Source organism: Thetidibacter halocola, from assembly GCF_018224955.1.
GTDB lineage: Bacteria > Pseudomonadota > Alphaproteobacteria > Rhodobacterales > Rhodobacteraceae > Thetidibacter > Thetidibacter halocola.
The window spans coordinates 152,754-176,060 of sequence record NZ_JAGTUU010000008.1 but is presented as its reverse complement, the minus strand read 5'-3'; the positions used below and the strand labels follow the sequence as shown (position 1 = coordinate 176,060).

The window sequence follows — 23,307 nt, the reverse complement described above, 5'->3', positions numbered from 1 at the left end:
CGCTTTATCAGAAATTCGCCGCGTCCAGCGCCATGACCGGTTCCGCGCCCGACTGGATGCGGGCCAGGTGCGTCGCGGTCATCGGCAGTTGGCGGGCCATGTAGTAGCGCCCGGTGGCGATCTTGGTCTCGTAGAAGGCGGCGTCGCCCGCGCCCTCGGCCAGTTTCGCCCGGGCGGCCTGTGCCATGCGGGCCCACATCAGGCCCAGGCAGACATGGCCGAACAGATGCATGAAGTCATACGAACCCGACAGCGCGTTGTTGGGGTTCTTCATGCCGTTCTGCATGAAATACATCCCCGCCGCCTGGAGATCCTTCGACGCCGCCTTCAGGGGTTCGAGGAACTGGGCGTCGAACTCGGCATCGCCCTTGTTCTCGGAGACGAAGCTCTTGACCATCTCGAAGAAGGCCATGACGTGCTTGCCGCCGTCCTGGCCCAGCTTGCGCCCCACGAGGTCCAGCGACTGGATGCCGTTGGTGCCCTCGTAGATCATGGTGATGCGCGCGTCGCGGACGAACTGTTCCAGTCCCCATTCGCGGGTGAAGCCCGAGCCGCCCAACGTCTGCTGCGCCAGCACGGTGGTCTCGAACCCCTTGTCGGTCAGAAAACCCTTGAGGACCGGCGTCATCAACGAGATCAGCCCCTCGGCGGCGGCGTCCTCGTTGCGATGCGCCCGGTCGATCAGCGAGGCACCCCAGAAGGTGAAGGCGCGCGCGCCTTCGACAAAGGCCTTCTGGTCCATCAGGTTGCGGCGCACGTCGGGGTGCACGATGATCGGATCGGCGGCGCCGCCGGGGTTCTTGACGCCGGTCACGTCGCGGCCCTGCAGACGGTCGCGGGCAAAGCCAAGCGCGTTCTGGTACGCGACCTCGCCTTGCGCATAACCTTGCAGACCGACGCCCAGACGCGCCTCGTTCATCATGGTGAACATGGCGCGCATGCCCTTGTGCGCCTCGCCTACCAGGAAGCCGGTGGCGCCGTCGTAGTTCATCACGCAGGTGGCGTTGCCGTGGATGCCCATCTTCTTTTCCAGCCCGCCGCAGGACAGGCTGTTGCGCGCGCCCAGGCTGCCGTCCTCGTTCACCAGGAACTTGGGCACGATGAACAGGCTGATCCCCTTCACGCCCTCGGGCGCGTCCGGCAGCTTGGCCAGCACCAGGTGGATGATGTTGTCGCACATGTCGTGCTCGCCGGCCGAGATCCAGATCTTCTGGCCGCTGATGGCATAGCTGCCGTCGCCGTTCGGCACGGCCTTTGTACGGATCAGACCCAGGTCGGTGCCGCAATGCGGCTCCGTCAGGTTCATGGTGCCGCCCCACTCGCAGGTTACCATCTTGGGCAGGTAGGTCCGCTTCTGGTCGTCAGAGCCATGGGCGTGGATGGCGTTGTAGGCGCCGTGGGTCAGGCCCTGGTACATGTTGAAGGCCATGTTGGCCGCCGAAAACATCTCGCCCACGGCGGTCGAGATCAGGTAGGGCAGGCCCTGGCCGCCGTACTCCGGATCGCAGTCCAGCGCGGTCCAGCCGCCGTCGCGCACCTGGTCGAACGCCGCCCTGAAGCCGGTCGGCGTGCGCACCACGCCGTTCTCCAGCGTGCAGCCCTCGTGATCGCCCACCGGGTTCAGCGGCGCCAGCACGTCCTGCGCCAGTTTCGCCGCCTCGCCGAGGATCGCCTCGGTCGTCTCGCGGTCCAGTTCGTCGTAACCCGGAACGTCCTGTTCCGCGATCTTCAGCACGTCATGCAGGACAAACATCTGGTCCTTGACGGGTGCGGTATAGCTGGGCATGCCCTTCTCCCTCTGTGTGGCCGCGCGGTCGTCAGCCTGCCGCGCGCTCTTGTTGCGACATCGAGGCGATCATCTTCTCGCCCCAGGTCATCTGTTCCTCGAGTTCGGCGATGGCCTCGTTCAGCTCGTCGCGCTGGCGGATCATGTCGTTCAGCCGCTGCTGGGCGATCTCGTAGGTCTGCTGCAACTGGGTCAGCTGCTGGTCGCCCACGTGATACAGGTCCAGCAGCTGGCGGATCTCCTCCAGGCTGAAGCCAAAGCGCTTGCCGCGCAGGATCAGCTTCAGCCGTGCCCGGTCGCGCCGGGTGAACAGCCGCTTCTGGCCTTCGCGGATCGGGAACAGCAGCTCCTTCTGTTCGTAGAAGCGCAGCGTGCGCGGCGTCACGTCGAACGCATCGCACATTTCCCGGATGGTCATCGTCTTTTCGTCGCTCATCTTTTTTCTCTCTCGCATTACGGCGCGTCATGCGCCGGAGATGCGGGGTTCGGCGCCTTCTTACAATGGGAATTTCCGTTGACGTAACTCATACGCCACGTCACTTTTTAGGTGACGTGGGATAAGGAAAGGTAAACGGGGATTTCAAGCCGGAAAACGCACATGACCGGGTCGGGAATACCCGACCGGGTCATCCGGTGCGAAAAAGGGGAATCAGCCGTTCAGCGAGGCGGCGGTGTCGTCGCGCAGCTTGCGCAGGGCGTCCATCGCCTCGTCCAGCTGGCGGCGTTGCTCGGCCAGTTCGCCCAGTTGGCGGTCGGCCAGCGCGATCCACGCTTTCATCTGCGCCTCGGTGCCTTCCTTCTCGTAGATCAGAAGCCACTGGCGGATATCCTCCAGCTGGAAACCGAACTTGCGGCCGCGCAGGATCAGCTTCATCCGCGCCACCTCGCGCGGGCCATAGAACCGCGAGCGCCCCTCACGGTCGGGCGTCAGAAGCTCGATATACTCGTAATAGCGCAGGGTCCGCGGCGTCACGTCGAACTTCGCACACATCTCCTTGAAGCTCAGCCGTTGGTCCGCCATCGTCGTCTCCTCTCCCCCGCGTCAGGCTAGTCCGGTCCCGCACGCTCTGCAACAGTCAGCCGCAGGGCGCTTGCAGGCGGCTGCGCCGGGTTCCATAAACATGCTGACGCGCATCACGAAAGGCATCGCCATGACCGCCGACAAGGCCCGCATCGCCCGGCAGTTCATCGAGACGATCCCGCATTCTCGGGCGCTGGGCATGGAAATCACCGAGATCGGCGACGGCGTCGCCGAGATCCGCATGCCCTATGACGACCGCTTCATCGGCGATCCCGAGACCGGGGTGATCCATGGCGGCGCGGTCTCGGCGCTGATGGATACCTGCGGCGGAGCGGCGGTGATGAGCCATCCGCGCAGCCCGGCGGGCACCGCCACCATCAACCTGCGCATCGACTACATGCGTGGCGCGACGCCCGGCCAGGCGATCACCGCGCGCGCCACCTGCTACCACGTCACCCGCTCGGTCGCCTTCGTCCGCGCCACGGCCCATGACAACGATCCCGACAACCCCGTGGCCACCGCCACCGGCGCCTTCACCGTGGAGGGCGCATGATGGCCCCGCGCAAGCCTCCCGAACCCATCCAGCTGGTCAAGCAGCGCCGTGACGCCGGCCTGCGCGCGCTGGCCGGCGGCGTGCCCTACATCCAGTATCTCGGCATCCAGTTCGACCGCCGCGGCGATGAACTCACGGCGATCCTCCCCTTCGACGACAAGCTGATCGGCAACCCGATCCTGCCGGCGATCCACGGTGGTGTGACCGCGGCCTTCCTGGAAATCACGGCGCTGATCTCGCTCAGCTGGTCCTGGCTATGGGAGGACATCGAATCGGGAGCGATCGACCTTGCTGCGCTGCAGGCGGGCAACTTGCCGCGCCTGCCCAAGACGATCGACTTCACCGTGGATTACCTGCGCTCGGGCCTGCCACGCGACGCCTATGCCCGCGCCCGCGTCAACCGCTCGGGGCGGCGCTATGCCAGCGTGCATGTCGAGGCCTGGCAGGACAACCGCGACCGGCCCTTCGCCCAGGCCAACGCCCATTTCCTGATGCCACGGGACAAGGACTGACCCGCAGCTTCATCTTGCCCGAAAAACTCCGGGGGAGGCGCCCGCAAGGGCGACGGGGGCAGAGCCCCCTCCGTTCCCGGCCAGCCAGCGGACCGGCATGACCGAAGACAGGCCCATCACCCACCGGCGCGTGCTGAAGATCGCGATTCCGATCCTGCTCGCCAACGTCACCGTGCCGATCCTCGGCACGGTCGATACCGCCGTGGTGGGCCAGATCCCCGCGCCCGAACCGATCGCCGCGGTGGGCGTGGGCGCCATCGTGCTGACGGCGATCTACTGGGTCTTCGGTTTCCTGCGCATGGGCACCACGGGGTTGACCGCCCAGGCGGCGGGGCAGGGCGACCGGGCCGAGGTTGCGGCGCTGCTGACCCGCGCGCTGCTGATCGGGCTGGCCGGGGGCGCGGCGCTGATACTGCTGAACGGCGCGGTCTTTTCCGCCGCCTTCCGCCTGTCGCCCGCCAGTCCCGAGGTCGAGGATCTCGCCCGCGCCTACATGCAGATCCGAATCTGGTCGGCACCCGCCGCCATCGCGCTTTACGGCATCACCGGCTGGCTGATCGCGCAGGAGCGCACCCGCGACGTCTTTGCGCTGCAGCTCTGGATGAACGGCGTGAACGTGGTGCTGGACCTGCTCTTCGTGCTGCAGTTCGGCTGGGGTGTCGACGGCGTGGCCTTTGCCACCTTCCTCGCCGAATGGTCGGGTCTGATCCTGGGCCTGTGGCTGTGCCGCGAGGCGTTCCGCGTCCGGGCCTGGCGCGAGTGGTTCCGCGTCTTCGATCGCGAGCGGCTGACCCACATGGCAGTGGTGAACACTGACATCCTGATCCGCTCGCTGCTGTTGCAGGCGATCTTCGTCTCGTTCCTGCTGCTGGGCGGGCGGTTCGGCACGGTGACGCTGGCTGCCAACCAGGTGCTGCTGCAATTCCTGCATATCTGCGGCTATGCGCTCGACGGCTTTGCCTTTGCCGCCGAGGCGCTGGTGGGCAGCGCCTTTGGCGCGCGGGCAATGGCGCGGGTGCGGCAGGCGGCGCGGATGACGACGCTCTGGGCCACGGTCTTTGCCGTGCTGCTGGCGGCCGGTTTTGCCATTCTCGGGCCGTTGCTGATCGACCTCATCGCCAAGGACCCCGAGGTGCGCGCCGCCGCGCGGCTCTACCTGCCCTGGATGGTGCTGGCGCCGCTGTTGCAGATCGGGCTGGTGATGCTGGACGGCATCTTCATCGGTGCGACCCGCACCGCCGACATGCGCAACATGATGGCGCTGTCCGCGGCGGTCTACGCGCTGGCGGCGTGGCTGCTGATCGGGCCGCTTGGCAATCACGGCCTGTGGCTGGCGATGTCGATTTCCTTCGTCGCCCGCGGCATCACGCTGGGCCTGCGCTACCCGGCGTTGGAACGCGCGGCGGGCGGCGCCTGAGCGCTGGACTCTTCTCGGGCGCGTTTCGCCTCGCCGCGGATCAGCAGGATGTTGCGGGTGTAGATGAACACGCCCATCGACTGCCCAAGGACAAAGACCGGGTCCTTCCGGTAGATCGCGTAGGCCAGAAGGATCAGCCCGCCGCTGATCGAGAAATACCAGAAGGCCATCGGGATGATCGAGCGTTTTGCCCGCTCGGACGAGATCCACTGCACCAGAAAGCGCCCTGTGAACAGCAACTGGCCGAACAGGCCGACCGTGACCCAGGCCGCCTCGGTGGGGCTGTCGACATGCAGGATGTTCAGAAGGGTCTCGATCACGGGTTCATACCTCTTCGGGGGCGACCTTCTTGGCGCGGCGCAGCAGCCAGACGACGCCCAGCAGGTCCCACGCGCCGGCGATGGCGCGTTGCAGGTTGGTGTATTTCGAGCGGCCGGAAATGCGCGCCTTGTGCGACACGTCGACCAGCGCGACCTCCCAGCCCTGCGCCTTGAACAGCGCGGGCAGGTAACGGTGCATGTGGTCGAAATAGGGCAGCGCCAGAAAGGCGTCGCGGCGGAACCCCTTGAGCCCGCAGCCCGTGTCGCGGGTGCCATCGCGCAGCACGCGCGCCCGCAGCCCGTTGGCGAATTTCGAGGCAAGCCGTTTCGACAGTGTGTCCTTGCGCCCGACGCGCTGGCCCGCCACGAGCCCTACGCGCCCCGTCTTGTCCGCCGACAGGGGGGCGAACAGGCCGGGCAGTTCCTCGGGCGGGTTCTGACCGTCGCCGTCCAGCGTCAGGCAGAACGGCGCCCGTGCCGCGCGCACGCCGGAATGCACCGCCGCGCTCTGTCCGCCCGCCCTGGCGTGGCGCAGGATGCGCAGCTGCGGATGACGCGTCCGCGCCTCGGCCAGACGGTCCGCGGTGCGGTCGGTGGAGCCGTCGTCGACCGCGATGATCTCGAAGGAGGGCAGTGACCGGCCCGCCTCGGCAATGCCCTCGACCAGCGACAGGACGGCGTCTTCCTCGTTGTGCATCGGAACGATGATCGCCACGACGGGCGCGGTTCCGCCGGTGCTGTCGCGGCCCTGTGCCGCGGCTTCGGTCTGATCGTTGGAAATGAAGGACTCGGTAATCGTCATGCGCGCCCTTTAGTCCTGACGCCGATTTGCGTCAATGCGGTGGAAGGACCGCACCGCGCCGACCGTGCCGGTCTTGCGATGGCGCGGTCCAGGGTGCAGACAGGCGCGGGATGGCCCGCCAGCGGCGCGGGCGCTGCAAGGGGCTGCAGGGCGCCATGACGGAAGAGGACAAGGCCCCGGGCGGGCTGGCTCTGGCCGGGCTAATCGGCCTTTTCGTTCTGCTGGCGCTGCCGGCGCTGATCTGGCCGATCGACCCGCACCTGGACGAGCGGCGCTATTCCATCGCCGCGGCGCACATGATGGCGACGGGCGACTACCTGGTGCCGATCTCTGAAACCGGCGAATTGCGGCTGACCAAGCCACCGCTGACCTACTACCATGTCGTCGCGGGCTTCGTGCTGTTCGGGCAGGGCCTGTTCGGTGCCAAGGTGGCGTTTCTCGCCAGCGCCGCGGCGATTCTGGGCGTGACCTATGCGCTGGCGCGGGCGCTGGGCGCGGTGCGCCCGGCGGCGCTGCTGGCGGTGGCGATGCTGGCGGGGCACCGGGTGTTCTTTGCCACCGCACCGCAATACATCCCCGACATGCCGCTGGTGCTGGGCACGAGCCTTGCTGCGCTGGGCTTTGTCCACGTCCTGCGTGGCACGGCGCGGCCCCTGCACATGTATCTGGCATGGCTCGGCCTGGCCTGGGCAGTTCTGGCCAAGGGCTTTCTCGCGCCACTGATGCTGCTGCCCTATCTTGCGCTGCGGCCGGGCGCGCCCTCCGGACCGCAGCTGCGGTGGCACGAGGCGGTCGCGGCGCTGCTTGCGCTGGTCCTGGCGTCGGGCTGGTTCGGTCTGATGGCCGTGCTGCATCCCGACACGCTGATGACGCAATTTTTCGGCGACCAGGTGACGGACAAGGTTGGCAAGGACGCGCTGGACGTGCTGGCCGGACTGGGCAAGACCACCGCCGACCTGCTGCTCTCGGCCCTGCCGGGACTGCTGGTGGTGGCCCTGGCACGGATGGCAGGCGGACGGCGCGGGGCGGACGCGCCACCGATCGCCAGCCGCGCCGCGGGGTTCCTGCTGGCCTGGGTGGTGCTGAACCTGGTGGTCTTTGCCTTTTCCACCAAGCTTTACGAACGCTACACCCTGCCTGCGGCCCCTGCGCTGGCTGCGTTGCTCGCGCTTTATGCCAGCGGGCTGACGCGCGCCGCGCTGGAAACCGGCCTGCGCCGCGCGATGCGGCTGCTGCTGCCGCTGCTGGCGCTGGCGATGCTGCTGGGCGGTATCGTGGCGCTGCGCCATGGCGCGCCGGGCTGGGGCGTGGCGGCGCTGGCGGTGGCGCTGGCGGGCGTGCCGCTGCTGTGGCGGGCGCTGGGGCGGACGCCACTTGCCGCGGGTCTTGCGTCGGTCCTGCTGGTCTTTCCGGGCATCGCGCTGTCCCGCCTGCCCATCGACCAGGCGCTTTTCCTGCCCTCGGCGGGGCAGATCGCGGCGGCGTGGGTGCAAGACCTGTCCGATGGCCAGCGCGCCATGGTCATCGCAAGGACGGCCGAACTGGTCGACCAGATCGGCGTCCAGACCGGCGACATCCTGGCGCTGGGCTATGCCATTGATTTCGACCCTGCGCGCGACGCGGATGCCGCGCTTGTCGTCTTCACCGATCCCGGGTTCCGGAGCCCCATCGAGGCGGCGGGATACATGGTTGCGGTCGTTCCGGTGCTGAACGACCTCGCGCTGCGCCTCGACCAGATCGGCGCGACCCTTGCGCTGCCCGACGCGCAGGCGGTGCGCGACCGGTACGGCACGCCGCTGTTCCTCGCCACGCGGGGCTGAGCGGCGCGCGCATCCGGTCGCATTGTTCCTATCCGGCACGGGTCGGGTAGCGCGGCCTTAACCGGCCTCGGGCTATGCCGGGCACATGTTCCAGACCGCTCCCTGCCACCTGACCGCCAGTCGCTGGCTCGACCAGATCGCCGAGGCGCTGGATACGCGCCCCGTCTTGCGCCGTCACCGGCGCGAGGTGGCGCGCATCATCGACCCCGACGCGCTGTGCCGGGCCGCCGCCGCGCGCGGTCTGACGGTGGTAGAGGACGGCGCGCATATCCTGATCCAAAACGGCAGCCATCGATTTCCCGCCGCTTCCCCTTGCTCCTCGCCGCGCACCCCGTTAACCCGTGAGGGTCCAGGATGGGAGGGCGCGATGGCCAACGATCTGTTCAATTCGTTCATGACCGGACCCGACGAAAAGGGCCGTTTCGGCATCTTCGGCGGGCGCTTCGTGTCAGAGACGCTGATGCCGCTGATCCTCGAACTCGAGGAGCAGTACGAGAACGCCAAGACCGACCAGTCCTTCTGGGACGAGATGGAGTTTCTCTGGAAGCATTACGTCGGCCGTCCCTCGCCGCTCTACCATGCCGAACGCCTGTCCGAACGGCTGGGCGGCGCCAGGATCTACATGAAGCGGGACGAGCTGAACCATACCGGCGCGCACAAGATCAACAACGTGCTGGGCCAGATCATCCTTGCCCGCCGCATGGGCAAGACCCGGATCATCGCGGAAACCGGCGCCGGCCAGCACGGCGTGGCCACCGCCACCGTCTGCGCCAAGTTCGGCCTGAAATGCGTGGTCTACATGGGTGCGCATGATGTCCAGCGCCAGGCGCCGAATGTCTTCCGGATGAAACTGCTGGGGGCCGAGGTGATCCCGGTGACGAGCGGCAGGGGCACGCTCAAGGACGCGATGAACGATGCGCTTCGCGACTGGGTGACCAACGTGCGCGACACGTTCTATTGCATCGGTACCGTGGCCGGGCCGCATCCTTATCCAGCGATGGTGCGCGACTTCCAGTCGATCATCGGCAAGGAAACGAAAGAGCAGATGATGGAGGCCGAGGGCCGCCTGCCCGATACGATCATCGCCGCCATCGGCGGCGGGTCGAACGCGATGGGCCTGTTCTATCCCTTTCTCGACGACAAGAGCGTCCGCATCATCGGGGTCGAGGCCGGCGGCAAGGGCGTGAACGAGAAGATGGAGCATTGCGCCAGCCTGACCGGTGGGCGCCCGGGCGTGTTGCACGGCAACCGCACCTACCTGCTCCAGGACGAGGACGGGCAGATCCTCGAAGGGTTCTCGATCTCGGCCGGGCTCGACTATCCCGGCATCGGGCCGGAACATGCCTGGCTGCACGAGGTCGGGCGCGCCGAATATGTCGCCATCACCGACAAGGAGGCGCTCGAGGCCTTCCAGCTCTGCTGCGAGACCGAGGGGATCATACCCGCGCTCGAACCCAGCCACGCGCTGGCCCACGTGATGAAGATCGCGCCGGACCTGCCCAAGGACCACATCATCTGCATGAACATGTGCGGCCGTGGCGACAAGGACATCTTCACCGTCGCACGTCACCTCGGCTTCGACATGTCGGCGACCGAGGGTCGCAAGGCGGACTGATCCCGTCGGTCTTGATCTGGCTCAAACGCGCCCTCTGCGGCGCGTTTGACATGCCTCAAGGTTCCAGTGGGTGGAATATTCCATAAAGCGCATGTGAAGGGCGCGCGATCTAGCGCCGCCCGGTCAGAGGGAGATCCCACATGCGAATTTCGAGAATTGTCGCCGTTTCCGCCGCTGTCGCGATGATGGCCGGTATCGCCATGGGGGGCGAAGGCGTGGACCACGCCAAGGCCTCCATGCACGCCGAGGGCTTTGGCAAGCTGTCCATCGCCGAGGGCGACGACGCCACGGTGATCTTCGGCCGTAAGGGCAAGATGCTGGGCGTGGTCGTGCTCGACCCTGACAGCGAAGAGGTGATCGCCCAGGGCAAGTTCCAGAACGGCAAGATGGTCGGCGACGACATCGTGCCGGCTCGCCATCACAAGGATGACGGCGTCAAATATGGCGACCGCGACCAGGCACGCAACGCGGGCAAGGGCAAGGGCGGCGAGGAAAGCCCGGCAGCGGGCGAATCCGGCGGCACGGCCACGCACAAGCGCGGCGACGGCGCGGGTGGCGGCATCAACCCTGGCACCGGCAACGGCGGCTGAACACCTGTCCGGCGCGACAGGCATGGAGTGGCGGGCGGCGCTGTGGCGACGCCCGCCATATGCGTTTCCAGGGCGCATAAACTGCGGTTTATGCCGGTCGGTCGGGCGTTTATGGCCCCGGATGTAAACCCCGTGGCAATATCCCTGTGTCGGAAAACGGGTCACCTCGGTCCTCGTTGACGCAACCCCGGGCACCCGTCCCGGCCAACGAAGGAGACAGACCCATGACCTTTATCAGGAAAATCGTTCTCACCGGCGCTACCCTCGCGCTGATCGGCGGCAGCGCCTATGCCGACGCCCTGACCGACCAGATCATTGCCGATCTCGGCGCGCAGGGCTATGAGCGGATCGAGATCCGCAAGGGCCTGAGCCAGACCAAGGTCGAGGCCATTCGCGGCACCGAAAAGCTGGAGCAGGTCTATGACCGGTCCACCGGGGCGCTTCTGAAGCAGGAGATGGAGCGGGTCGAGGCAGGCGACGACACCGCGCCTGGCTTGTCGGTGCGCGAGCGCAACCGCAACTTCGTCGAGGCGCGCAATGGGCGTGACGACGATGACGATGACGATCACGGTCGCGGCCGTGACGACGACGATGACGACAATGATGACCGGGATGATGACAAGTCCGGTCGGGGTGGCCATGATGACCACGACGACGATCATGATGACCACGACGATGATCACGACGATGATCACGACGATGATGACGGCGATCATGACGATGACGACGACAGCGATGACGACGGCGACGACGACTGATCCGTCCGCCATCGCACAGACCAACCGATCCTCGCGCCGCGTGCGCGGGGATTTTCGGAGGAACGGATGAACCGCAGACGATTTCTGCTTGCCGGAACGGCGTTGCTGGCGACGCTGCCTGTCGCAGGCCAGGCGCAGACGGCCACCGACCAGGTGATCTCCCAGCTTCGGCGCGAGGGCTACCGCAGGATCTCTGTCTCGCGGACCTTTCTGGGACGTGTGCGCATCACCGCCCGCGGCCCGGCGGGCAGTCGCGAGGTGATCCTGAATCCCGGCACGGGCGCCGTGCTGCGCGACTACCTGCGCCGAAACGACGACGATCGCGACGACGACGACCGGGACGACCGGGACGACAAGGATGACGACCGGGACGACAGTGACGACAAGGATGACGACCGGGACGACAGCGACGACAAGGACGACGGCGGTGACGATGACGGCGGCGACGACGATGACGATGGCGGCGACGACGACGGCGGCGACGATGATGACTGAGAGGGCGGCGTCGTGAAGGGGCAAGCAGGCTTCGGCCTGCTGATGGCCGTGCAGATGGCCTGCGGCCTTTTCCTGTCATGGGACATGGCAACCAGCCTGCTGGGCATCCAGACGGCGCCCATCGCCTGGGTGTGGTATGAGCTGGTGCAGCTGGGCGCGGTGGTGGGCCTGATCCTGGGCACCGCCGTCTCGGCCATGCTGTTGGTGCGCTCTGTCCGCGGCCGGCGCGAGGCCGAGCGCAGCCTTCGCCTTGCCTCGGGCGCCTTTATGGAGGTGCTGGCCGAACGGTTCGACGACTGGGCGCTGACGCCGGCGGAACGCGATGTGGCGCTGTTCGCCATCAAGGGTCTGTCGACGGCCGAGATCGCCGCCCTGCGCAGCACCTCCGAAGGCACGGTCAAGGCGCAGACCGCAGCGATCTACCGCAAGGCGGGCGTCTCGGGGCGGCCGCAGCTGCTGAGCCTGTTCATCGACGAATTGATGGGCGACGGGCTGGCCCTGCCGACCGAAACCCCACCTCAGTCGTCGTCCGAGGACTTGGCCGCGCAGGCCTCCAGAACCGAAAGCGGCACGATCTCCAGCGCGCGCTGATGCGTCGCCGCCAGCGAGACCCGGGGTGCGCAGCCCTCGTCATAGGCTTGCAGGAAGCGCGCCGCGCACAGGCACCAGCCGTCCCCCGGCTTAAGCCCCGGAAAGCGGAACTCGGGGCGTGGCGTCGACAGGTCGTTGCCCACGTATTTCGAATAAGCCAGGAATTCCTCGGTCATCACGGCGCAGACCGTGTGGCTGCCGGTATCCTCGGCGCAGGTGTTGCAATGCCCGTCGCGAAAGAACCCGGTCAGCGGGTCGGTCGAGCAGGGCTGCAACGCGCCGCCCATGACGTTCAGTTCCGGTGCCTTGCGGATCATCCCCGTTCCCCCAGAGTGTCGGCGATGCGGCGGAACATCGTCAGCGCGTCGTCATCCGCACCCGCCTCGCGAAAGGCGCGGTCGGCGGCGTTTACCGCGATCACCACCCCCCTCTGCCGATCGATGTAGGTGTATTGGCCATAAACGCCACGGGCCATGACCTCGCCCTCTCGGGCGTCGCCGGGGATCCACCATTGATAGCCGTATTGCCAATCGGCTCCGGGGGCAGTGGGTGCGCTGGCTGCGGTGCTTTCGGCGATCCAGGCCTCGGGCGCGATGCGGCGGCCGTCGAAGACGCCGCCAAGGCGCGTCATCTCGCCCATGCGCGCATAATCGCGCGTCGTCAGGTTCAACCCGCCCAACGCAAAGGCCACGCCGTAGCCATCGGTGACGTAATAGGGCCGCCCCTCGGTGCCCAGCGGGTCCAGCACGTATTCGCCCAGCAGGTCGGGCAGGCTGCGACCCGTCGCGCCACGCAGCACCATCGACAGCACATGCGTGTCGATCGAGACATATTGCCAGTGCTCGCCCGGCGTGGCCTCGGTTTCGGTCAACCCGGCGGCAAAGCCGTCCATCGAGCCGCCCAGCGCCAGGACGCGGCCCATCTTGTTGATGTCGCTCCAGAAATCGAGGTAATCCTCGTCGAAGGTCACGCCCGATGCCATGTGCAGCACGTTGCGGATCGTCGCGCCGTCATAGGCCGAGCCCGCCAGAAGCGGCGCGTGGCGTGTCACCGGGTCGTCGAGGCTCTGGATGGCGCCCTGTTCGACCAGGATGCCGAACAGGATCGAGAGATAGGATTTCGCCATGCTCCACGAGATGCGCAGATCCTCGGGCCCGGTGCCAAGGCGGTATTGCTCATGCACCAGCGCGCCGTCATGCATCACGACGATACCCGTCACCGCGCGGCGGTCGAGCCAGTTGTCGAACCCCTCTGGCGGCGTCATCGGCGCGCCTTGCGGCAACTGGGTGGGCGCGCGACTGACCGGGATGGGCGCGGTCTCGAACAACGTGTCCATGTGGCTGAAATTCGCCACGATGCGATCCTCGGCAAAGAGCGTATTCACCGCCTGAAGCCGGATCAGCGCCTCGCGGTTCGCGACACCCATGACCAGCACCGCCGCCAGCGCGGCAACCCCGATCCGGATGATCCATCTGCGCATCGCGTCCTCCCTTCTTGTCCAAGAATGCCCGGACGTCAGTGCTGTGCAAGTGGTATCGTGGCGGCCCAACGCACCCAGCGGCCGTGAAAATCGGCGCGGCCCATGTCGAAGGCAAGATCGCCGGGCCAGAGCCGCAGGGTCAGCGCCGCGCCTTCGGTGCGGCTATCGGCCTCCATCCCGAACCACGCAAGCGGGGCGTCAGGCGTGGCGCGCGCGCCCGCCGCCGCGAGGATCGCAGCACCACGGTCCCGCGCCGCCGATGGCAGATATTGCCAGGCCACGGTCGAATAGACCAGGTGCAGGTGGCCGGGCCGGGGTTCGGCGCGGGTCGCCAGCCAGTCGACCGCATCGGCGCGGTCCACCGGGTCGCCCGCGGCCGCGATGGCGGCGCGGGTCAGGTCCAGCCGCGCGGGCTGGTCTGCCCAGAGATAGGCCATCAGGCGCAGCCGGTCCTCGGCGCGGGCGGGGTCGAGCGGGTTCAGGTCGACCCCGCGCCGTTCCACCACGTGTGGCCGCGTCTCGGGCGGCAGGGGGCCGGACCAGTCGGGACGCAGCACCAGCGCGGGGTCGGCCGCGCCCCAGCGCCGGCCGTCGATCTCCAGCGCGTAGGCATCCCAGCGCAGGTTCAGTCCGCCCGATGCGCCCAATTCCGACGTGACCATAGGCAGGCCGTATCGCGCCGCCAGCCAATGCCCCAGCGCGATCAATGGGGCCGAGCGGCGCACCTCGTTGGTCTGCGGCGGGCTGTCGATCCAGTCGTTCAGGAATTGCGCCTCGGTCGTCAGCGCCCCGTCGACCGCCTGCCACAGGGTTTCGTCATCGGCGGCGTTCGGCGGATAAACGGCGGCCAGACCCGCCCGGCCCTGCAGGCGCAGCGCGTGCAGCCCGCCACACAGGCGCAAGGGCAGGCTGTCGACCTTGGGACCGACATCGCCGGGCCAGCCGAACAGACGGTCGGTCAGGGCCGTTCCCGGCTGCAGCCGGTCGGCCAGCATCCGGCAGAGCCGATCCATGAACGGGCTGTCCATCGCCGCGCAATGGCCCGCCTGGTCGCGGAAGGCCCCGCGCAGGCTCACTTGAACCGATCCGCGAGACGCTGCAACGCGTTGCGCGTGTCGGGTTCCGGTTCGGGTTCCGGTGTCGGCGCGACCGCGGGCTTTGGCGCTGCCGCCTTGCCGCCGCCCGACCGCGGCGGGTTCACCCGCAGCGCCACCGCGTTCTGGAACCCAGCCGCGTCGCCCGCCGCCAGCGCCGCCGCGCCGTCGGAGATCCCGCGCAGCAGGTCGTCCAGCCAATCCTCGTCGGCCTTGGCGAAATCGTGCAGGACATAGCCCGCCACGGCCTCTTTCCGGCCCGGATGGCCGATGCCCAGCCGCACCCGGCCGTAAGCCTCACCCACATGGGCATGGATCGAGCGCAGGCCATTGTGCCCGGCATGGCCTCCGCCCTGCTTGACCCGGCACTTGCCGGGGGCCAGGTCGAGTTCGTCGTGGAACACGGTCAGCGCGTCGGGGCCCAGCTTGTAGAAGCGCAGCGCCTCGCCCACCGACTGGCCCGAAAGATTCATGTAGGTCTCGGGTTTCAGCAACAGCACCTTGGCGCTGCCCAGCCGGCCCTCGGCCACCTGCCCCTGGAACCGCGCCTTCCACGGGCCGAAACCGTGATCCTCGGCAATCCGGTCCAGCGCCATGAAGCCGATGTTATGCCGGTTGCGGGCATATTTCGGGCCGGGGTTGCCCAATCCTGCGAAAATCTGCACCGTCAGCCTCCAACCATCACCCGTCGCGGCATAGATAGTCGGGACCGGGGACAAATCACAAGGGAAGGCCCATGTATCTGACGATGAACCGCTTCAAGGTCGCCGCCGCACATGCCGAGGAATTCGAGGCGATGTGGAAGAGCCGCGACAGCCATCTGAAGACCGTTCCGGGCTTCCGGTCCTTTGCGCTTCTCAAGGGGCCGCAGAACGGCGACACGATCCTCTATGCCTCGCACACGATCTGGGCGGACGAACACAGCTTTCGCGACTGGACCCGGTCCGAGGCGTTCCGCGCCGCGCATGGCGGGGCCAAGTCGTCGGAACACATGTATCAGGGTGCGCCAGAGTTGGAGCTGTTCGAGGCCGTTCAGGTGCTGGAGGCCTGAGCACGGCGCCCAACGCCCGGTGGGTCGTCCTCGGGCGGCCAGCAGGCCGATCCCGGCCAGACGGGTTAGCAGCCCCTCGCAATAGGCGGTGACCGGTGCGGCCGGACGCCCCGCACCGACAACAGGCCCAGCGACCGCTGTCTGCAATATCGCGCGCATCACACGGTCCGACAGCGTGTCTCGACCGAGATCCGGGCCAGCGCCGCCGGCAACGGACGCGGGTTGGGGCGATTGCATTGGCCGACTCCCACGCTCTGCCCGTTCGGGCGCGGGGCGCGCGGGGCGTCGTCGAAAAGGACGAGGTCGCGCATTACCCGGTGCAGGTGCCAGTCCGGCGGGTCGTCGTGACGCCCATGAACCAGACCGCTGTCGCCCGGCGCGTCGCGGGAGCAGGTCTTGATTCCCGGGGCGACAGCTTGGCGAACAAGGTAGGGTCATGCCCCGGCCTCGGCGGGGCCCTTTTTCCCAAGGCCGCCCTGCCGGATTTCGATTTTGGTCAGGCCCGCCGGCTTTCGATGACCTGGCAGCGGCCAAGCCGGACAAGAGTATCGTGCAAGCCGTCGCCCGCCAGGAAACGGGCGACACCTTTCTCAAGAACGGCGAAGCCTCGTCCGATGTGCCATCGATATCAGACTGTGAAGGCTGGTTTCCGGTGTTGCAGCAAAGGCTGCCTGTCGAAAGCGATGTGGGTCTTCATTCAAGGCGATCCGCTTCGACATGCAATAGAGCACATCCAGAGGCGCGGCCGGACCCGGATGCTTGCGACCCGGCCGTCCTGCTGGGCGATCCGGGTCTTGAGGCCTTTGACGGCATTGTGCCGGACGCCGGCATTTGCGCGGATCTCGGGCTGCTGGCCTGATTCCCTCTCGTCAAGCCGCCGGGGCCTCTGCATAGTTCACGAAAACCGGACGGGGAGGGACGGCATGGCGCGGCTTTCATGGGGGATGATCGGCGGCGGCGACGGCAGCCAGATCGGTCCGGCGCACCGTCTGGCTGCGGCGGTGGACGGGGCGTTCGAATTTACGGCCGGGGCGCTGGATCACCGCCCCGATGCGGGCCGGGCCTTTGGCCGGGCGCTGGGCCTGCGACCGGACCGCGCCTATGGCTCGTGGCAGGAGATGCTGGAGGGCGAGACGCACCGTCCCGACCGCTGCGACCTGGTCACGGTGGCCACGCCCAACGCCACGCATTTCCCCATCGCCCGCGCCTTCCTCAAGGCCGGATTCCACGTGCTCTGCGAAAAGCCCATGACCATGTCGGTCGAAGAAGGCGAGGAGATCGTCCGGCTGGCGCGCGAGACCGGCCGCATCTGCGCGGTCAACTACGGCTACACCGGCTACGCGCTGGTGCGGCAGATGCGGGCGATGGTGACGCGGGGCGACCTGGGCCGCATCCGGCTGGTGGTGGCCGAGTTCGCGCATGGCCATCATGCCGACGCCGCCGACGCCGACAACCCGCGTGTCCGCTGGCGCTACGATCCGGCACAGGCGGGCGTGTCGGCGCAATTCGCCGATTGCGGCATCCATGCGCTGCACATGGCGTCCTTCGTCACCGGGCAGGAGGTCGAAAGCCTGTCGGCCGACATCGTCTCCTGCATCGAAAGCCGCGTGCTCGAGGATGACGCGCAGGTGAATTTCCGCATGACCGGTGGCACGGTCGGGCGGCTCTGGACCTCGTCGGTGGCGATCGGGCGGCAGCACGGGCTGACGATCCAGGTCTTCGGTGAAAAGGGCGGGCTGCGCTGGGCGCAGGAACAGCCGAACCAGCTTTACTGGATGCCGCTGGGCCGGCGGCTGGAAGTGATCGAGCGCGGCGAGGCGGGGCTCTACCCCGAGGCGGCGCGCGCCAGCCGCGTCACCGTTGGCCATGCCGAGGGGATGCCCCTGGCCTTCGCCAACATCTATCGCGATCTGGCAGAGGCGATCCGCGCCCGCTCTGAGGATCGTGCGCCCGATCCCGCCGCCGACCTGTTCCCGCGCGCCGAGGATGGGCTGCGCAGCATGGCGGCTGTCTATGCGGTGGCCGAAAGCGGGCGGGACGCCGGGCGCTGGGTCGATGCCCGGCCTCCGATGTTCCGCTAGAACTCAGCCGTCGAAGGAGAAGTCCGGCAACTGATCCAGCGCCGATTTCAGCGCCTCGCCCCAACTGGTCGAGACGGTCTGGAAATAGGGGTCGTCCCCGGCGATCCGGCGCGACGGGCCCAGGCACAGCGCGTCGCGCTCAATCACCTGCAGGTCGAAAGGCGCGGCGACCGACAGGTTCGCCTTGAGCGTGGAATCGAAGCTGACCAGCAGCAGCTTGACCGCATCCTCGAACCCCATGCCGCGATCATAGCCGCGCACGAGGATCGGGCGGCCGTATTTCGTCTCGCCGATCTGGAAGAAGGGCGTGTCCTCGCCAGCCTCGATGAAATTGCCCTCGGGGTAGATCAGGAACAGGCGCGGCGGTCCGCCCGCCACCTGCCCGCCCAGCAGGATCGTGGCGTTGAAGGTGGTGTCGGCCCGCTGTCCGGTATCGGCGTGGCGGTCGATTACCTCGCGCAGTGTCTCGGCAACCAGGCGCGCGGCCTGGAACATCGACGGCACCGCCAGGATCGAGGGGTCGCGCTGGTTGGCGGCCTTTGTGCGTTCGTCCAGCAGCGAGACGACGGATTGCGTCGTCGCCAGGTTGCCGGCGGTCATAAGGCACATCACCCGTTCGCCGGGCTTTTCCCAGGTGAACATCTTGCGGAAGGTCGAGATGTTGTCGACGCCCGCGTTGGTGCGCGTGTCGGACATGAAAACAAGGCCGCGGTCCAGCGCCACGCCCACGCAGTAGGTCATGTGACGACCCCTCGCTTACTGTTGTGCGACGGCGATCTCGACGCTCATGGATTCGCCGCCGCCGCCGGTCTTGAGGCCAGTTACAGGCGCGGCATCGGCATAGTCCAGCCCTGTCGCGACGCGCACGTAACGCTTGTCGGGGGAAATGCCGTTCGCCGGGTCGAACCCGACCCATCCCAGCCCTTCGACATGGGCCTCGGCCCAGGCGTGCATGGCGTCCTGTTCCACCCGGTCGTCCATCATCAGGTAGCCCGAGACATAGCGCGCGGGATAGCCCAGTTCGCGGGCGCAGGCGATGAATACATGGGCGTGGTCCTGGCAGACGCCACGCCCCTCGGTCGCCGCCTCCTCGGCGGTCCCGCCGGACAGGCTGGAGCCGACCTCGTAGACGATCTCTTCCTTGATCAGGTCCTTGAGCCCGTGCAGACGGTCGAGGTCCGACTCGCCCTCGATCATGCGCACCAGCTTGCGCACGGCCGGTCCGACCTTTGTGCGCGGGGTGGGGCGTTCGTACAGCCAGAGCGGCGCGGGGCCGCGATGGCGGCCGATCACGCCATGCGTCTCGGTCACGGAAACCGTGCCCTCGCTGATGACCGACAGCTCGGACACGTCGCGCTCGAAGCTGATGAGCTCGACGACATTCAGGTGCTGGTCCTCGAAGGCCAGTTCCTTCTTGCCGCCCTCGACCCGGGTTTCCCAGGTCAGGATGCTCTGGCCGGCATTGGTCTTGGGCGTCTTGCGCAACTGCTGCAGCCCGTAGCTGCCCGGCCCGTCGAACCGGTAGCGCGTGACGTGGCGGATCGAGAGTTTCAGCGGCTCACTCATAGAAGCGGTAATCCTTCTCGATCTGGGCGCCCAACTGCCCGAGGGCGATCAGGACTTCCTCGATGTATTCGTGCAGGCCGAACTCGAACACCGCCTCGATGTCATGTGTCATGAAGCGCCGGATCAGCGCTTCGGCCATGGCGCAGGCGTCCGTCTTCTTGCCATAGCTCGATGCGAGATAGCCGAGGTTGTCCTTCAGCTTGGACGCGCAGAACGCAAGGCTGCGGGGGAAGCGCTTGTCCAGGATCAGGAAATGCGCGATGTCGCGCGGGCTGTAGACGTTGCCGTATTCCATGCGGAAGCCGCCATGCGCCGACACCGACCGCAGGATCGTCTCCCACTGCACATTGTCGATGGACGACCCCACGGCCAGAGCCGAGGGCAGCAGCACGTAGTATTTCACGTCCAGGATGCGCGCCGTGTTGTCGGCCCTTTCCAGGAAGGTGCCCAGCCGCGCGAAATCGTACATGTCGTTGCGCAGCATCGTGCCATGCGTGGTGCCGCGCACCAGCGCGGTGCGCTGGCGGATCATGCCCAGGACGCTTGGCAAGTCGCGTTCGGACACCTTGCGGCCCAGCTTTTCCTGGGCGGTCATGTAGCAGCCGTTTGTCGCCTCCCAGACCTCGTGGGTCAGGGCTGTGCGCACCATGCGCGCGTTCTGCCGCGCCCCCGCGATCGAGGTCAGCACCGAGGACCCGTTCTCCTTGGAGCGCAGCATCCAGTCGATCGCGCCGTCCTTGGTCAGTTCGTCATGCGTCGCCTTGTACCCCTCGGCCACGCCGGCGGTCTGCATCACCGGCAGCCAGTCGTCGTCGCCGCTGCCCAGACGGGTCAGCGCGATGCGCTGGCCGGTTTCCACCAGCCGCGAGGTGTTTTCTGCCCGTTCCAGGTAGCGATACATCCAGAACAGGCCATTCGCCGTCTTGCCCAGCATCGCGTCAGTCCTCCAGCACCCAGGTGTCCTTGGTGCCGCCGCCCTGCGACGAGTTCACCACCAGCGACCCCTTCTTCAACGCGACCCGCGTCAGCCCGCCGGGCGTGATGTTGATGCGGTCGGGGCTGACCAAAACGTAGGGCCGCAGGTCGACATGGCGTGGCGCAAGCCCCGCCTTGGTGAAGATCGGCACGGTCGACAGCGACAGGGTCGGCTGCGCGATGTAGTTGCCGGGGCGCGATTCCAGCTTCTTGCGGAAGTCGCGCAACTCCTTCTTCGTTGCGGTGGGGCCGATCAGCATGCCGTAGCCGCCCGATCCGTGCACCTCCTTGACCACCAGCTCGTCGAGATTGTCGAGCACGTATTTCAGCGAGGACGGGTCGGAACAACGCCAGGTCGGGACGTTCTGCAACAGCGGCCGTTCGCCGGTATAGAATTCGACGATCTCGGGCATGTAGCTGTAGATCGCCTTGTCGTCGGAAATGCCGGTGCCGGGCGCGTTGGCGATGGTGATGCCACCCGCGCGGTAGACATCCATGATGCCGGGAATGCCCAGCGACGAGTTCGGGTTGAAGTTCAGCGGGTCGAGGAAATCGTCATCGACCCGGCGGTACAGCACGTCGATGGGCTTGTAGCCCTCGGTCGTGCGCATCGCCACGCGGCCATCGACCACGCGCAGGTCGTGCCCCTCGACCAGTTCGACGCCCATCTGGTCGGCGAGAAAGGCGTGCTCGAAATAGGCCGAGTTGTAGATGCCAGGCGTCAGCACCGCCACGGTCGGGTTGCCGTCGCAGCCCGAGGGCGCGCAGGCCGCCAGCGAGTTGCGCAGGTCGCGCGGGTAGGTTTCCACCGGCTGCACGCGGTTGCGGCTGAACAGTTCGGGGAACATCTGCAGCATCGTCTCGCGGTTCTCCAGCATGTAGGAGACACCCGAGGGCGTGCGCGCATTGTCCTCGAGGACAAAGAAATCGTCGTCGCCGGTGCGCACCAGGTCGATGCCCACGATATGGGTATAGACCCCGCCGGGCGGATCCACGCCGATCATCTGGGGCAGGAAGGCCTCGTTCCGGGCGATCATCTCGGCCGGCAGGCGGCCCGCCTTGATGATCTCCTGCCGGTGGTAGATGTCGTAGAGGAAGGCGTTGATCGCGCGCACCCGCTGGTCGATGCCGCGGGACAGTTTCTGCCATTCGCGGTTCGAAATGATCCGCGGAATGATGTCGAAGGGGATCAGCCGTTCCTCGGCCTCGGCCCGTCCATAGACGTTGAAGGTGATGCCCGTGAGGCGGAACAGGTCCTCTGCCTCGCGCTGCTTGGCGCGCAGGCGGGCGGCGTCCTCGCCGTCGAACCACGTCTGGAATGCCTCGTAAGGCGCGCGCAGGGTCTCGTCTCGGCCCCACATCTCGTCGAAAATCGATGTCTCGCTCATGCCCCCACCTTACGCCGCGCGCTGCGGCCTGCAATCGCATCCCCGGCCGGGGTCGAAAGCGCGTCGAATTTTCGCAGCTTTTTCCTACTTTTCCGCTCAAATATTGATCTGGTCAAGCCCGGCAGGGCTCAGGCGCGGGCAAAGCGGGCGGGCGCATAGGGCGCCATGTCGATATTGGGCGCGCGCCCCGCGATCATCTGCGCCAGCAGCCGGCCGGTTTTCGGCCCACCGGTCAGCCCGACATGGTGGTGGCCAAAGCCAAGCCAGGCGCCTTGCACGCCCGGCACCGGGCCGATGGCGGGCAGGCTGTCGGGCAGGGCGGGGCGGTGGCCCATCCACTCGGTCTCGCGCGCCCAGGTCAGCGCGGGCATGGCCTCGCGCAGCTTGCGGCGCAGCAGGTCGAAGGGGGCGCGCGACGGTCCGGCCTCGAGCCCTCCGAATTCCAGCATGCCCGCCAGCCGCAGCCGTCCCTCCATGGGCGTCGCGACGAAGGCGCCGGACGTCACCATCAGCGGCGCGCGCGGCATGGCGGACGGTTCCCACAGTTCCAGGTGATAGCCGCGTTCGCTTTCCAGTGGCACGCGCAGGCCAAGGGCCTTGCACAGAGGGCCGGAAAAGGCGCCCGCGGTGATCGCGACGGCGTCGCAGGCGATGCTTTCGCCGCCCGCACGCAGGCCGGTGACGCGGCCATTGTCGCGGATCACCTCCGTCACCTCGGCCCGGATCATCCGCGCGCCCAGCCGTTCCGCCTCCGCGGCCAGCGCCGCGACATAGGCGCCCGGGTCGGTGATATGGCCATGCCCGCCCATGCGCGCGGCAAAGCCGACGGCGCCGCCCACCAGCGGTTCGTAGGCGCGGACCTCCACCGCTTCCATCTCCTGCGGGGTAAAGCCCGCGGCTCGCTTGAGCCCCCAGGAATAGCCGTCGCCCTCGAAAGCCGCGCGGTCCTTGTAGAGGTAGACGTAATCGCTGGGCACCAGCCAGCGTTCGGCGGGCGTGCCGGCAGCCAGCGCCTGGTGGTCGTTCAGGCTGTCGCCCACGATGGGAAAAAGCGCCTGCGCGATGCGACGCGCCTCGGCATCCGTCGCGTGGCTCATGTAGCGCATGAGCCAGGGTATCAGGCGCGGCAGGTAGGTCTTGCGCAGGAAAAGCGGCGCGTCGCGGTCCAGCAGCATGCGCGGGATCTGCCGCCACAGGCCCGGTTCCGTCACCGGCACCACGGCGCAGGAGGCCAGCACGCCTGCGTTCCCCGAACTGGCCCCGGCGCCCGGCCCCGCCTTGTCGATCAGCACCACGCGGTGCCCGTCGCGCGCCAGCCACAGCGCCGTCGCCACGCCCACGATGCCCGCGCCCACCACCGCGACCGTCCCGACCCGATCCATCCGACACCCC

General features: G+C 67.4%; 26 protein-coding genes. 12 read left to right on the top strand and 14 right to left on the bottom strand.

Annotation, left to right across the window (positions count from 1 at the left end; genetic code table 11):
- Positions 1-7: 7 nt before the first annotated feature.
- The 3 genes from KB874_RS18990 to KB874_RS18980 all read right to left on the bottom strand — a co-directional run bounded on the left by KB874_RS18990 (position 8) and on the right by KB874_RS18980 (position 2,807).
- A complete protein-coding gene (locus tag KB874_RS18990; RefSeq protein WP_212538132.1) occupies positions 8-1,786 on the bottom strand; it encodes an acyl-CoA dehydrogenase C-terminal domain-containing protein in 1,779 nt (592 codons plus the stop codon).
- 31 nt (positions 1,787-1,817) lie between these two features.
- A complete protein-coding gene (locus KB874_RS18985) occupies positions 1,818-2,222 on the bottom strand; it encodes a MerR family transcriptional regulator (protein WP_212538131.1) in 405 nt (134 codons plus the stop codon).
- Positions 2,223-2,435: 213 nt separating this feature from the next.
- Positions 2,436-2,807: a MerR family transcriptional regulator gene (locus tag KB874_RS18980; protein WP_212538130.1), complete on the bottom strand. Its 372-nt coding sequence runs from the start codon at positions 2,805-2,807 to the stop codon at positions 2,436-2,438.
- A 130-nt stretch (positions 2,808-2,937) separates the two neighbouring features.
- Here KB874_RS18980 and KB874_RS18975 point away from each other — a divergent pair, with 130 nt between their 5' ends.
- From KB874_RS18975 to KB874_RS18965, 3 genes are all read left to right on the top strand, one after another.
- A complete protein-coding gene (locus tag KB874_RS18975) occupies positions 2,938-3,360 on the top strand; it encodes a PaaI family thioesterase (RefSeq protein ID WP_212538239.1) in 423 nt (140 codons plus the stop codon).
- Positions 3,357-3,872, top strand: coding sequence for a PaaI family thioesterase (locus KB874_RS18970; RefSeq protein ID WP_212538129.1), 516 nt, complete (start codon positions 3,357-3,359; stop codon positions 3,870-3,872). The genes KB874_RS18975 and KB874_RS18970 overlap by 4 nt, the downstream gene beginning before the upstream one ends.
- A gap of 97 nt (positions 3,873-3,969) precedes the next feature.
- Positions 3,970-5,289, top strand: coding sequence for an MATE family efflux transporter (locus KB874_RS18965; protein ID WP_212538128.1), 1,320 nt, complete (start codon positions 3,970-3,972; stop codon positions 5,287-5,289).
- Here the strand turns inward: KB874_RS18965 and KB874_RS18960 are convergent.
- Together KB874_RS18960 and KB874_RS18955 are read right to left on the bottom strand one after the other, a co-directional pair.
- Positions 5,253-5,609, bottom strand: a complete 357-nt coding sequence (locus KB874_RS18960) for a lipid-A-disaccharide synthase N-terminal domain-containing protein (protein WP_212538127.1) — start codon at positions 5,607-5,609, stop codon at positions 5,253-5,255. The two genes, KB874_RS18965 and KB874_RS18960, sit on opposite strands and share 37 nt — an antisense overlap.
- Before the next feature lie 4 nt (positions 5,610-5,613).
- Positions 5,614-6,411: a glycosyltransferase family 2 protein gene (locus KB874_RS18955; RefSeq protein WP_212538126.1), complete on the bottom strand. Its 798-nt coding sequence runs from the start codon at positions 6,409-6,411 to the stop codon at positions 5,614-5,616.
- 155 nt (positions 6,412-6,566) lie between these two features.
- Here KB874_RS18955 and KB874_RS18950 point away from each other — a divergent pair, with 155 nt between their 5' ends.
- The 6 genes from KB874_RS18950 (at position 6,567) to KB874_RS18925 (ending at position 12,280) form a co-directional block, all read left to right on the top strand.
- Positions 6,567-8,231, top strand: coding sequence for an ArnT family glycosyltransferase (locus KB874_RS18950; protein ID WP_212538125.1), 1,665 nt, complete (start codon positions 6,567-6,569; stop codon positions 8,229-8,231).
- 367 nt (positions 8,232-8,598) lie between these two features.
- On the top strand, positions 8,599-9,846 hold the full coding sequence (gene trpB / locus KB874_RS18945) for a tryptophan synthase subunit beta (RefSeq protein ID WP_212538238.1): 1,248 nt from the start codon (positions 8,599-8,601) through the stop codon (positions 9,844-9,846).
- Between the two features lie 140 nt (positions 9,847-9,986).
- Positions 9,987-10,436: a hypothetical protein gene (locus KB874_RS18940; RefSeq protein ID WP_212538124.1), complete on the top strand. Its 450-nt coding sequence runs from the start codon at positions 9,987-9,989 to the stop codon at positions 10,434-10,436.
- Between the two features lie 224 nt (positions 10,437-10,660).
- Positions 10,661-11,194, top strand: a complete 534-nt coding sequence (locus KB874_RS18935) for a PepSY domain-containing protein (RefSeq protein WP_249200630.1) — start codon at positions 10,661-10,663, stop codon at positions 11,192-11,194.
- Between the two features lie 66 nt (positions 11,195-11,260).
- Positions 11,261-11,689 carry a hypothetical protein gene (locus KB874_RS18930; RefSeq protein ID WP_212538123.1) on the top strand — a complete coding sequence of 143 codons (429 nt, stop codon included), beginning with the start codon at positions 11,261-11,263 and terminating at the stop codon, positions 11,687-11,689.
- A gap of 12 nt (positions 11,690-11,701) precedes the next feature.
- On the top strand, positions 11,702-12,280 hold the full coding sequence (locus KB874_RS18925; protein ID WP_346346574.1) for a helix-turn-helix transcriptional regulator: 579 nt from the start codon (positions 11,702-11,704) through the stop codon (positions 12,278-12,280).
- Here the strand turns inward: KB874_RS18925 and KB874_RS18920 are convergent.
- The 4 genes from KB874_RS18920 to pth are packed head-to-tail and all read right to left on the bottom strand — an operon-like array spanning position 12,208 to position 15,519.
- Positions 12,208-12,597, bottom strand: a complete 390-nt coding sequence (locus KB874_RS18920) for a DUF2237 family protein (protein ID WP_212538122.1) — start codon at positions 12,595-12,597, stop codon at positions 12,208-12,210. The two genes, KB874_RS18925 and KB874_RS18920, sit on opposite strands and share 73 nt — an antisense overlap.
- Positions 12,594-13,760, bottom strand: a complete 1,167-nt coding sequence (locus tag KB874_RS18915) for a serine hydrolase domain-containing protein (RefSeq protein ID WP_212538121.1) — start codon at positions 13,758-13,760, stop codon at positions 12,594-12,596. Before KB874_RS18915 ends, KB874_RS18920 begins: the two co-directional genes overlap by 4 nt.
- A gap of 35 nt (positions 13,761-13,795) precedes the next feature.
- Entirely contained in the window at positions 13,796-14,836 is a 1,041-nt protein-coding gene (locus KB874_RS18910) for a DUF2332 domain-containing protein (protein WP_212538120.1), read from the bottom strand.
- Complete coding sequence (gene pth, locus KB874_RS18905) at positions 14,833-15,519, bottom strand: aminoacyl-tRNA hydrolase (protein WP_212538119.1); 687 nt, start codon at positions 15,517-15,519, stop codon at positions 14,833-14,835. The genes KB874_RS18910 and pth overlap by 4 nt, the downstream gene beginning before the upstream one ends.
- Before the next feature lie 71 nt (positions 15,520-15,590).
- Here pth and hmuQ point away from each other — a divergent pair, with 71 nt between their 5' ends.
- From hmuQ to KB874_RS18890, 3 genes are all read left to right on the top strand, one after another.
- Positions 15,591-15,905, top strand: coding sequence for a heme-degrading protein HmuQ (hmuQ, locus tag KB874_RS18900; protein WP_212538118.1), 315 nt, complete (start codon positions 15,591-15,593; stop codon positions 15,903-15,905).
- Positions 15,906-16,455: 550 nt separating this feature from the next.
- Positions 16,456-16,764 carry a hypothetical protein gene (locus KB874_RS18895; RefSeq protein WP_212538117.1) on the top strand — a complete coding sequence of 103 codons (309 nt, stop codon included), beginning with the start codon at positions 16,456-16,458 and terminating at the stop codon, positions 16,762-16,764.
- Between the two features lie 64 nt (positions 16,765-16,828).
- Positions 16,829-17,986, top strand: a complete 1,158-nt coding sequence (locus tag KB874_RS18890; RefSeq protein ID WP_212538116.1) for a Gfo/Idh/MocA family protein — start codon at positions 16,829-16,831, stop codon at positions 17,984-17,986.
- Between the two features lie 3 nt (positions 17,987-17,989).
- Here the strand turns inward: KB874_RS18890 and KB874_RS18885 are convergent, their stop codons facing one another.
- The 5 genes from KB874_RS18885 to KB874_RS18865 all read right to left on the bottom strand — a co-directional run bounded on the left by KB874_RS18885 (position 17,990) and on the right by KB874_RS18865 (position 23,297).
- Positions 17,990-18,727 carry a proteasome-type protease gene (locus KB874_RS18885; RefSeq protein ID WP_212538115.1) on the bottom strand — a complete coding sequence of 246 codons (738 nt, stop codon included), beginning with the start codon at positions 18,725-18,727 and terminating at the stop codon, positions 17,990-17,992.
- 15 nt (positions 18,728-18,742) lie between these two features.
- Positions 18,743-19,552 (bottom strand): transglutaminase family protein, encoded by an 810-nt coding sequence (locus tag KB874_RS18880; protein ID WP_249200628.1) that lies wholly within the window; start codon positions 19,550-19,552, stop codon positions 18,743-18,745.
- On the bottom strand, positions 19,545-20,486 hold the full coding sequence (locus KB874_RS18875) for an alpha-E domain-containing protein (protein WP_212538114.1): 942 nt from the start codon (positions 20,484-20,486) through the stop codon (positions 19,545-19,547). Before KB874_RS18875 ends, KB874_RS18880 begins: the two co-directional genes overlap by 8 nt.
- A gap of 4 nt (positions 20,487-20,490) precedes the next feature.
- Positions 20,491-21,915 carry a circularly permuted type 2 ATP-grasp protein gene (locus KB874_RS18870; RefSeq protein WP_212538113.1) on the bottom strand — a complete coding sequence of 475 codons (1,425 nt, stop codon included), beginning with the start codon at positions 21,913-21,915 and terminating at the stop codon, positions 20,491-20,493.
- A 128-nt stretch (positions 21,916-22,043) separates the two neighbouring features.
- Complete coding sequence (locus tag KB874_RS18865; RefSeq protein ID WP_212538112.1) at positions 22,044-23,297, bottom strand: NAD(P)/FAD-dependent oxidoreductase; 1,254 nt, start codon at positions 23,295-23,297, stop codon at positions 22,044-22,046.
- Between the last annotated feature and the right edge of the window lie 10 nt (positions 23,298-23,307).

Excerpts from the sequence above, each read along its gene's own strand:
- KB874_RS18990 (WP_212538132.1), bottom strand. The coding sequence starts at position 1,786 with ATGCCCAGCTATACCGCACCCGTCAAGGACCAGATGTTTGTCCTGCAT.
- KB874_RS18985 (WP_212538131.1), bottom strand. The coding sequence starts at position 2,222 with ATGAGCGACGAAAAGACGATGACCATCCGGGAAATGTGCGATGCGTTC.
- KB874_RS18980 (WP_212538130.1), bottom strand. The coding sequence starts at position 2,807 with ATGGCGGACCAACGGCTGAGCTTCAAGGAGATGTGTGCGAAGTTCGAC.
- KB874_RS18975 (WP_212538239.1), top strand. The coding sequence starts at position 2,938 with ATGACCGCCGACAAGGCCCGCATCGCCCGGCAGTTCATCGAGACGATC.
- KB874_RS18970 (WP_212538129.1), top strand. The coding sequence starts at position 3,357 with ATGATGGCCCCGCGCAAGCCTCCCGAACCCATCCAGCTGGTCAAGCAG.
- KB874_RS18965 (WP_212538128.1), top strand. The coding sequence starts at position 3,970 with ATGACCGAAGACAGGCCCATCACCCACCGGCGCGTGCTGAAGATCGCG.
- KB874_RS18955 (WP_212538126.1), bottom strand. The coding sequence starts at position 6,411 with ATGACGATTACCGAGTCCTTCATTTCCAACGATCAGACCGAAGCCGCG.
- KB874_RS18950 (WP_212538125.1), top strand. The coding sequence starts at position 6,567 with ATGACGGAAGAGGACAAGGCCCCGGGCGGGCTGGCTCTGGCCGGGCTA.
- trpB (WP_212538238.1), top strand. The coding sequence starts at position 8,599 with ATGGCCAACGATCTGTTCAATTCGTTCATGACCGGACCCGACGAAAAG.
- KB874_RS18940 (WP_212538124.1), top strand. The coding sequence starts at position 9,987 with ATGCGAATTTCGAGAATTGTCGCCGTTTCCGCCGCTGTCGCGATGATG.
- KB874_RS18935 (WP_249200630.1), top strand. The coding sequence starts at position 10,661 with ATGACCTTTATCAGGAAAATCGTTCTCACCGGCGCTACCCTCGCGCTG.
- KB874_RS18930 (WP_212538123.1), top strand. The coding sequence starts at position 11,261 with ATGAACCGCAGACGATTTCTGCTTGCCGGAACGGCGTTGCTGGCGACG.
- KB874_RS18920 (WP_212538122.1), bottom strand. The coding sequence starts at position 12,597 with ATGATCCGCAAGGCACCGGAACTGAACGTCATGGGCGGCGCGTTGCAG.
- KB874_RS18915 (WP_212538121.1), bottom strand. The coding sequence starts at position 13,760 with ATGCGCAGATGGATCATCCGGATCGGGGTTGCCGCGCTGGCGGCGGTG.
- hmuQ (WP_212538118.1), top strand. The coding sequence starts at position 15,591 with ATGTATCTGACGATGAACCGCTTCAAGGTCGCCGCCGCACATGCCGAG.
- KB874_RS18890 (WP_212538116.1), top strand. The coding sequence starts at position 16,829 with ATGGCGCGGCTTTCATGGGGGATGATCGGCGGCGGCGACGGCAGCCAG.
- KB874_RS18885 (WP_212538115.1), bottom strand. The coding sequence starts at position 18,727 with ATGACCTACTGCGTGGGCGTGGCGCTGGACCGCGGCCTTGTTTTCATG.
- KB874_RS18880 (WP_249200628.1), bottom strand. The coding sequence starts at position 19,552 with ATGAGTGAGCCGCTGAAACTCTCGATCCGCCACGTCACGCGCTACCGG.
- KB874_RS18875 (WP_212538114.1), bottom strand. The coding sequence starts at position 20,486 with ATGCTGGGCAAGACGGCGAATGGCCTGTTCTGGATGTATCGCTACCTG.
- KB874_RS18870 (WP_212538113.1), bottom strand. The coding sequence starts at position 21,915 with ATGAGCGAGACATCGATTTTCGACGAGATGTGGGGCCGAGACGAGACC.
- KB874_RS18865 (WP_212538112.1), bottom strand. The coding sequence starts at position 23,297 with ATGGATCGGGTCGGGACGGTCGCGGTGGTGGGCGCGGGCATCGTGGGC.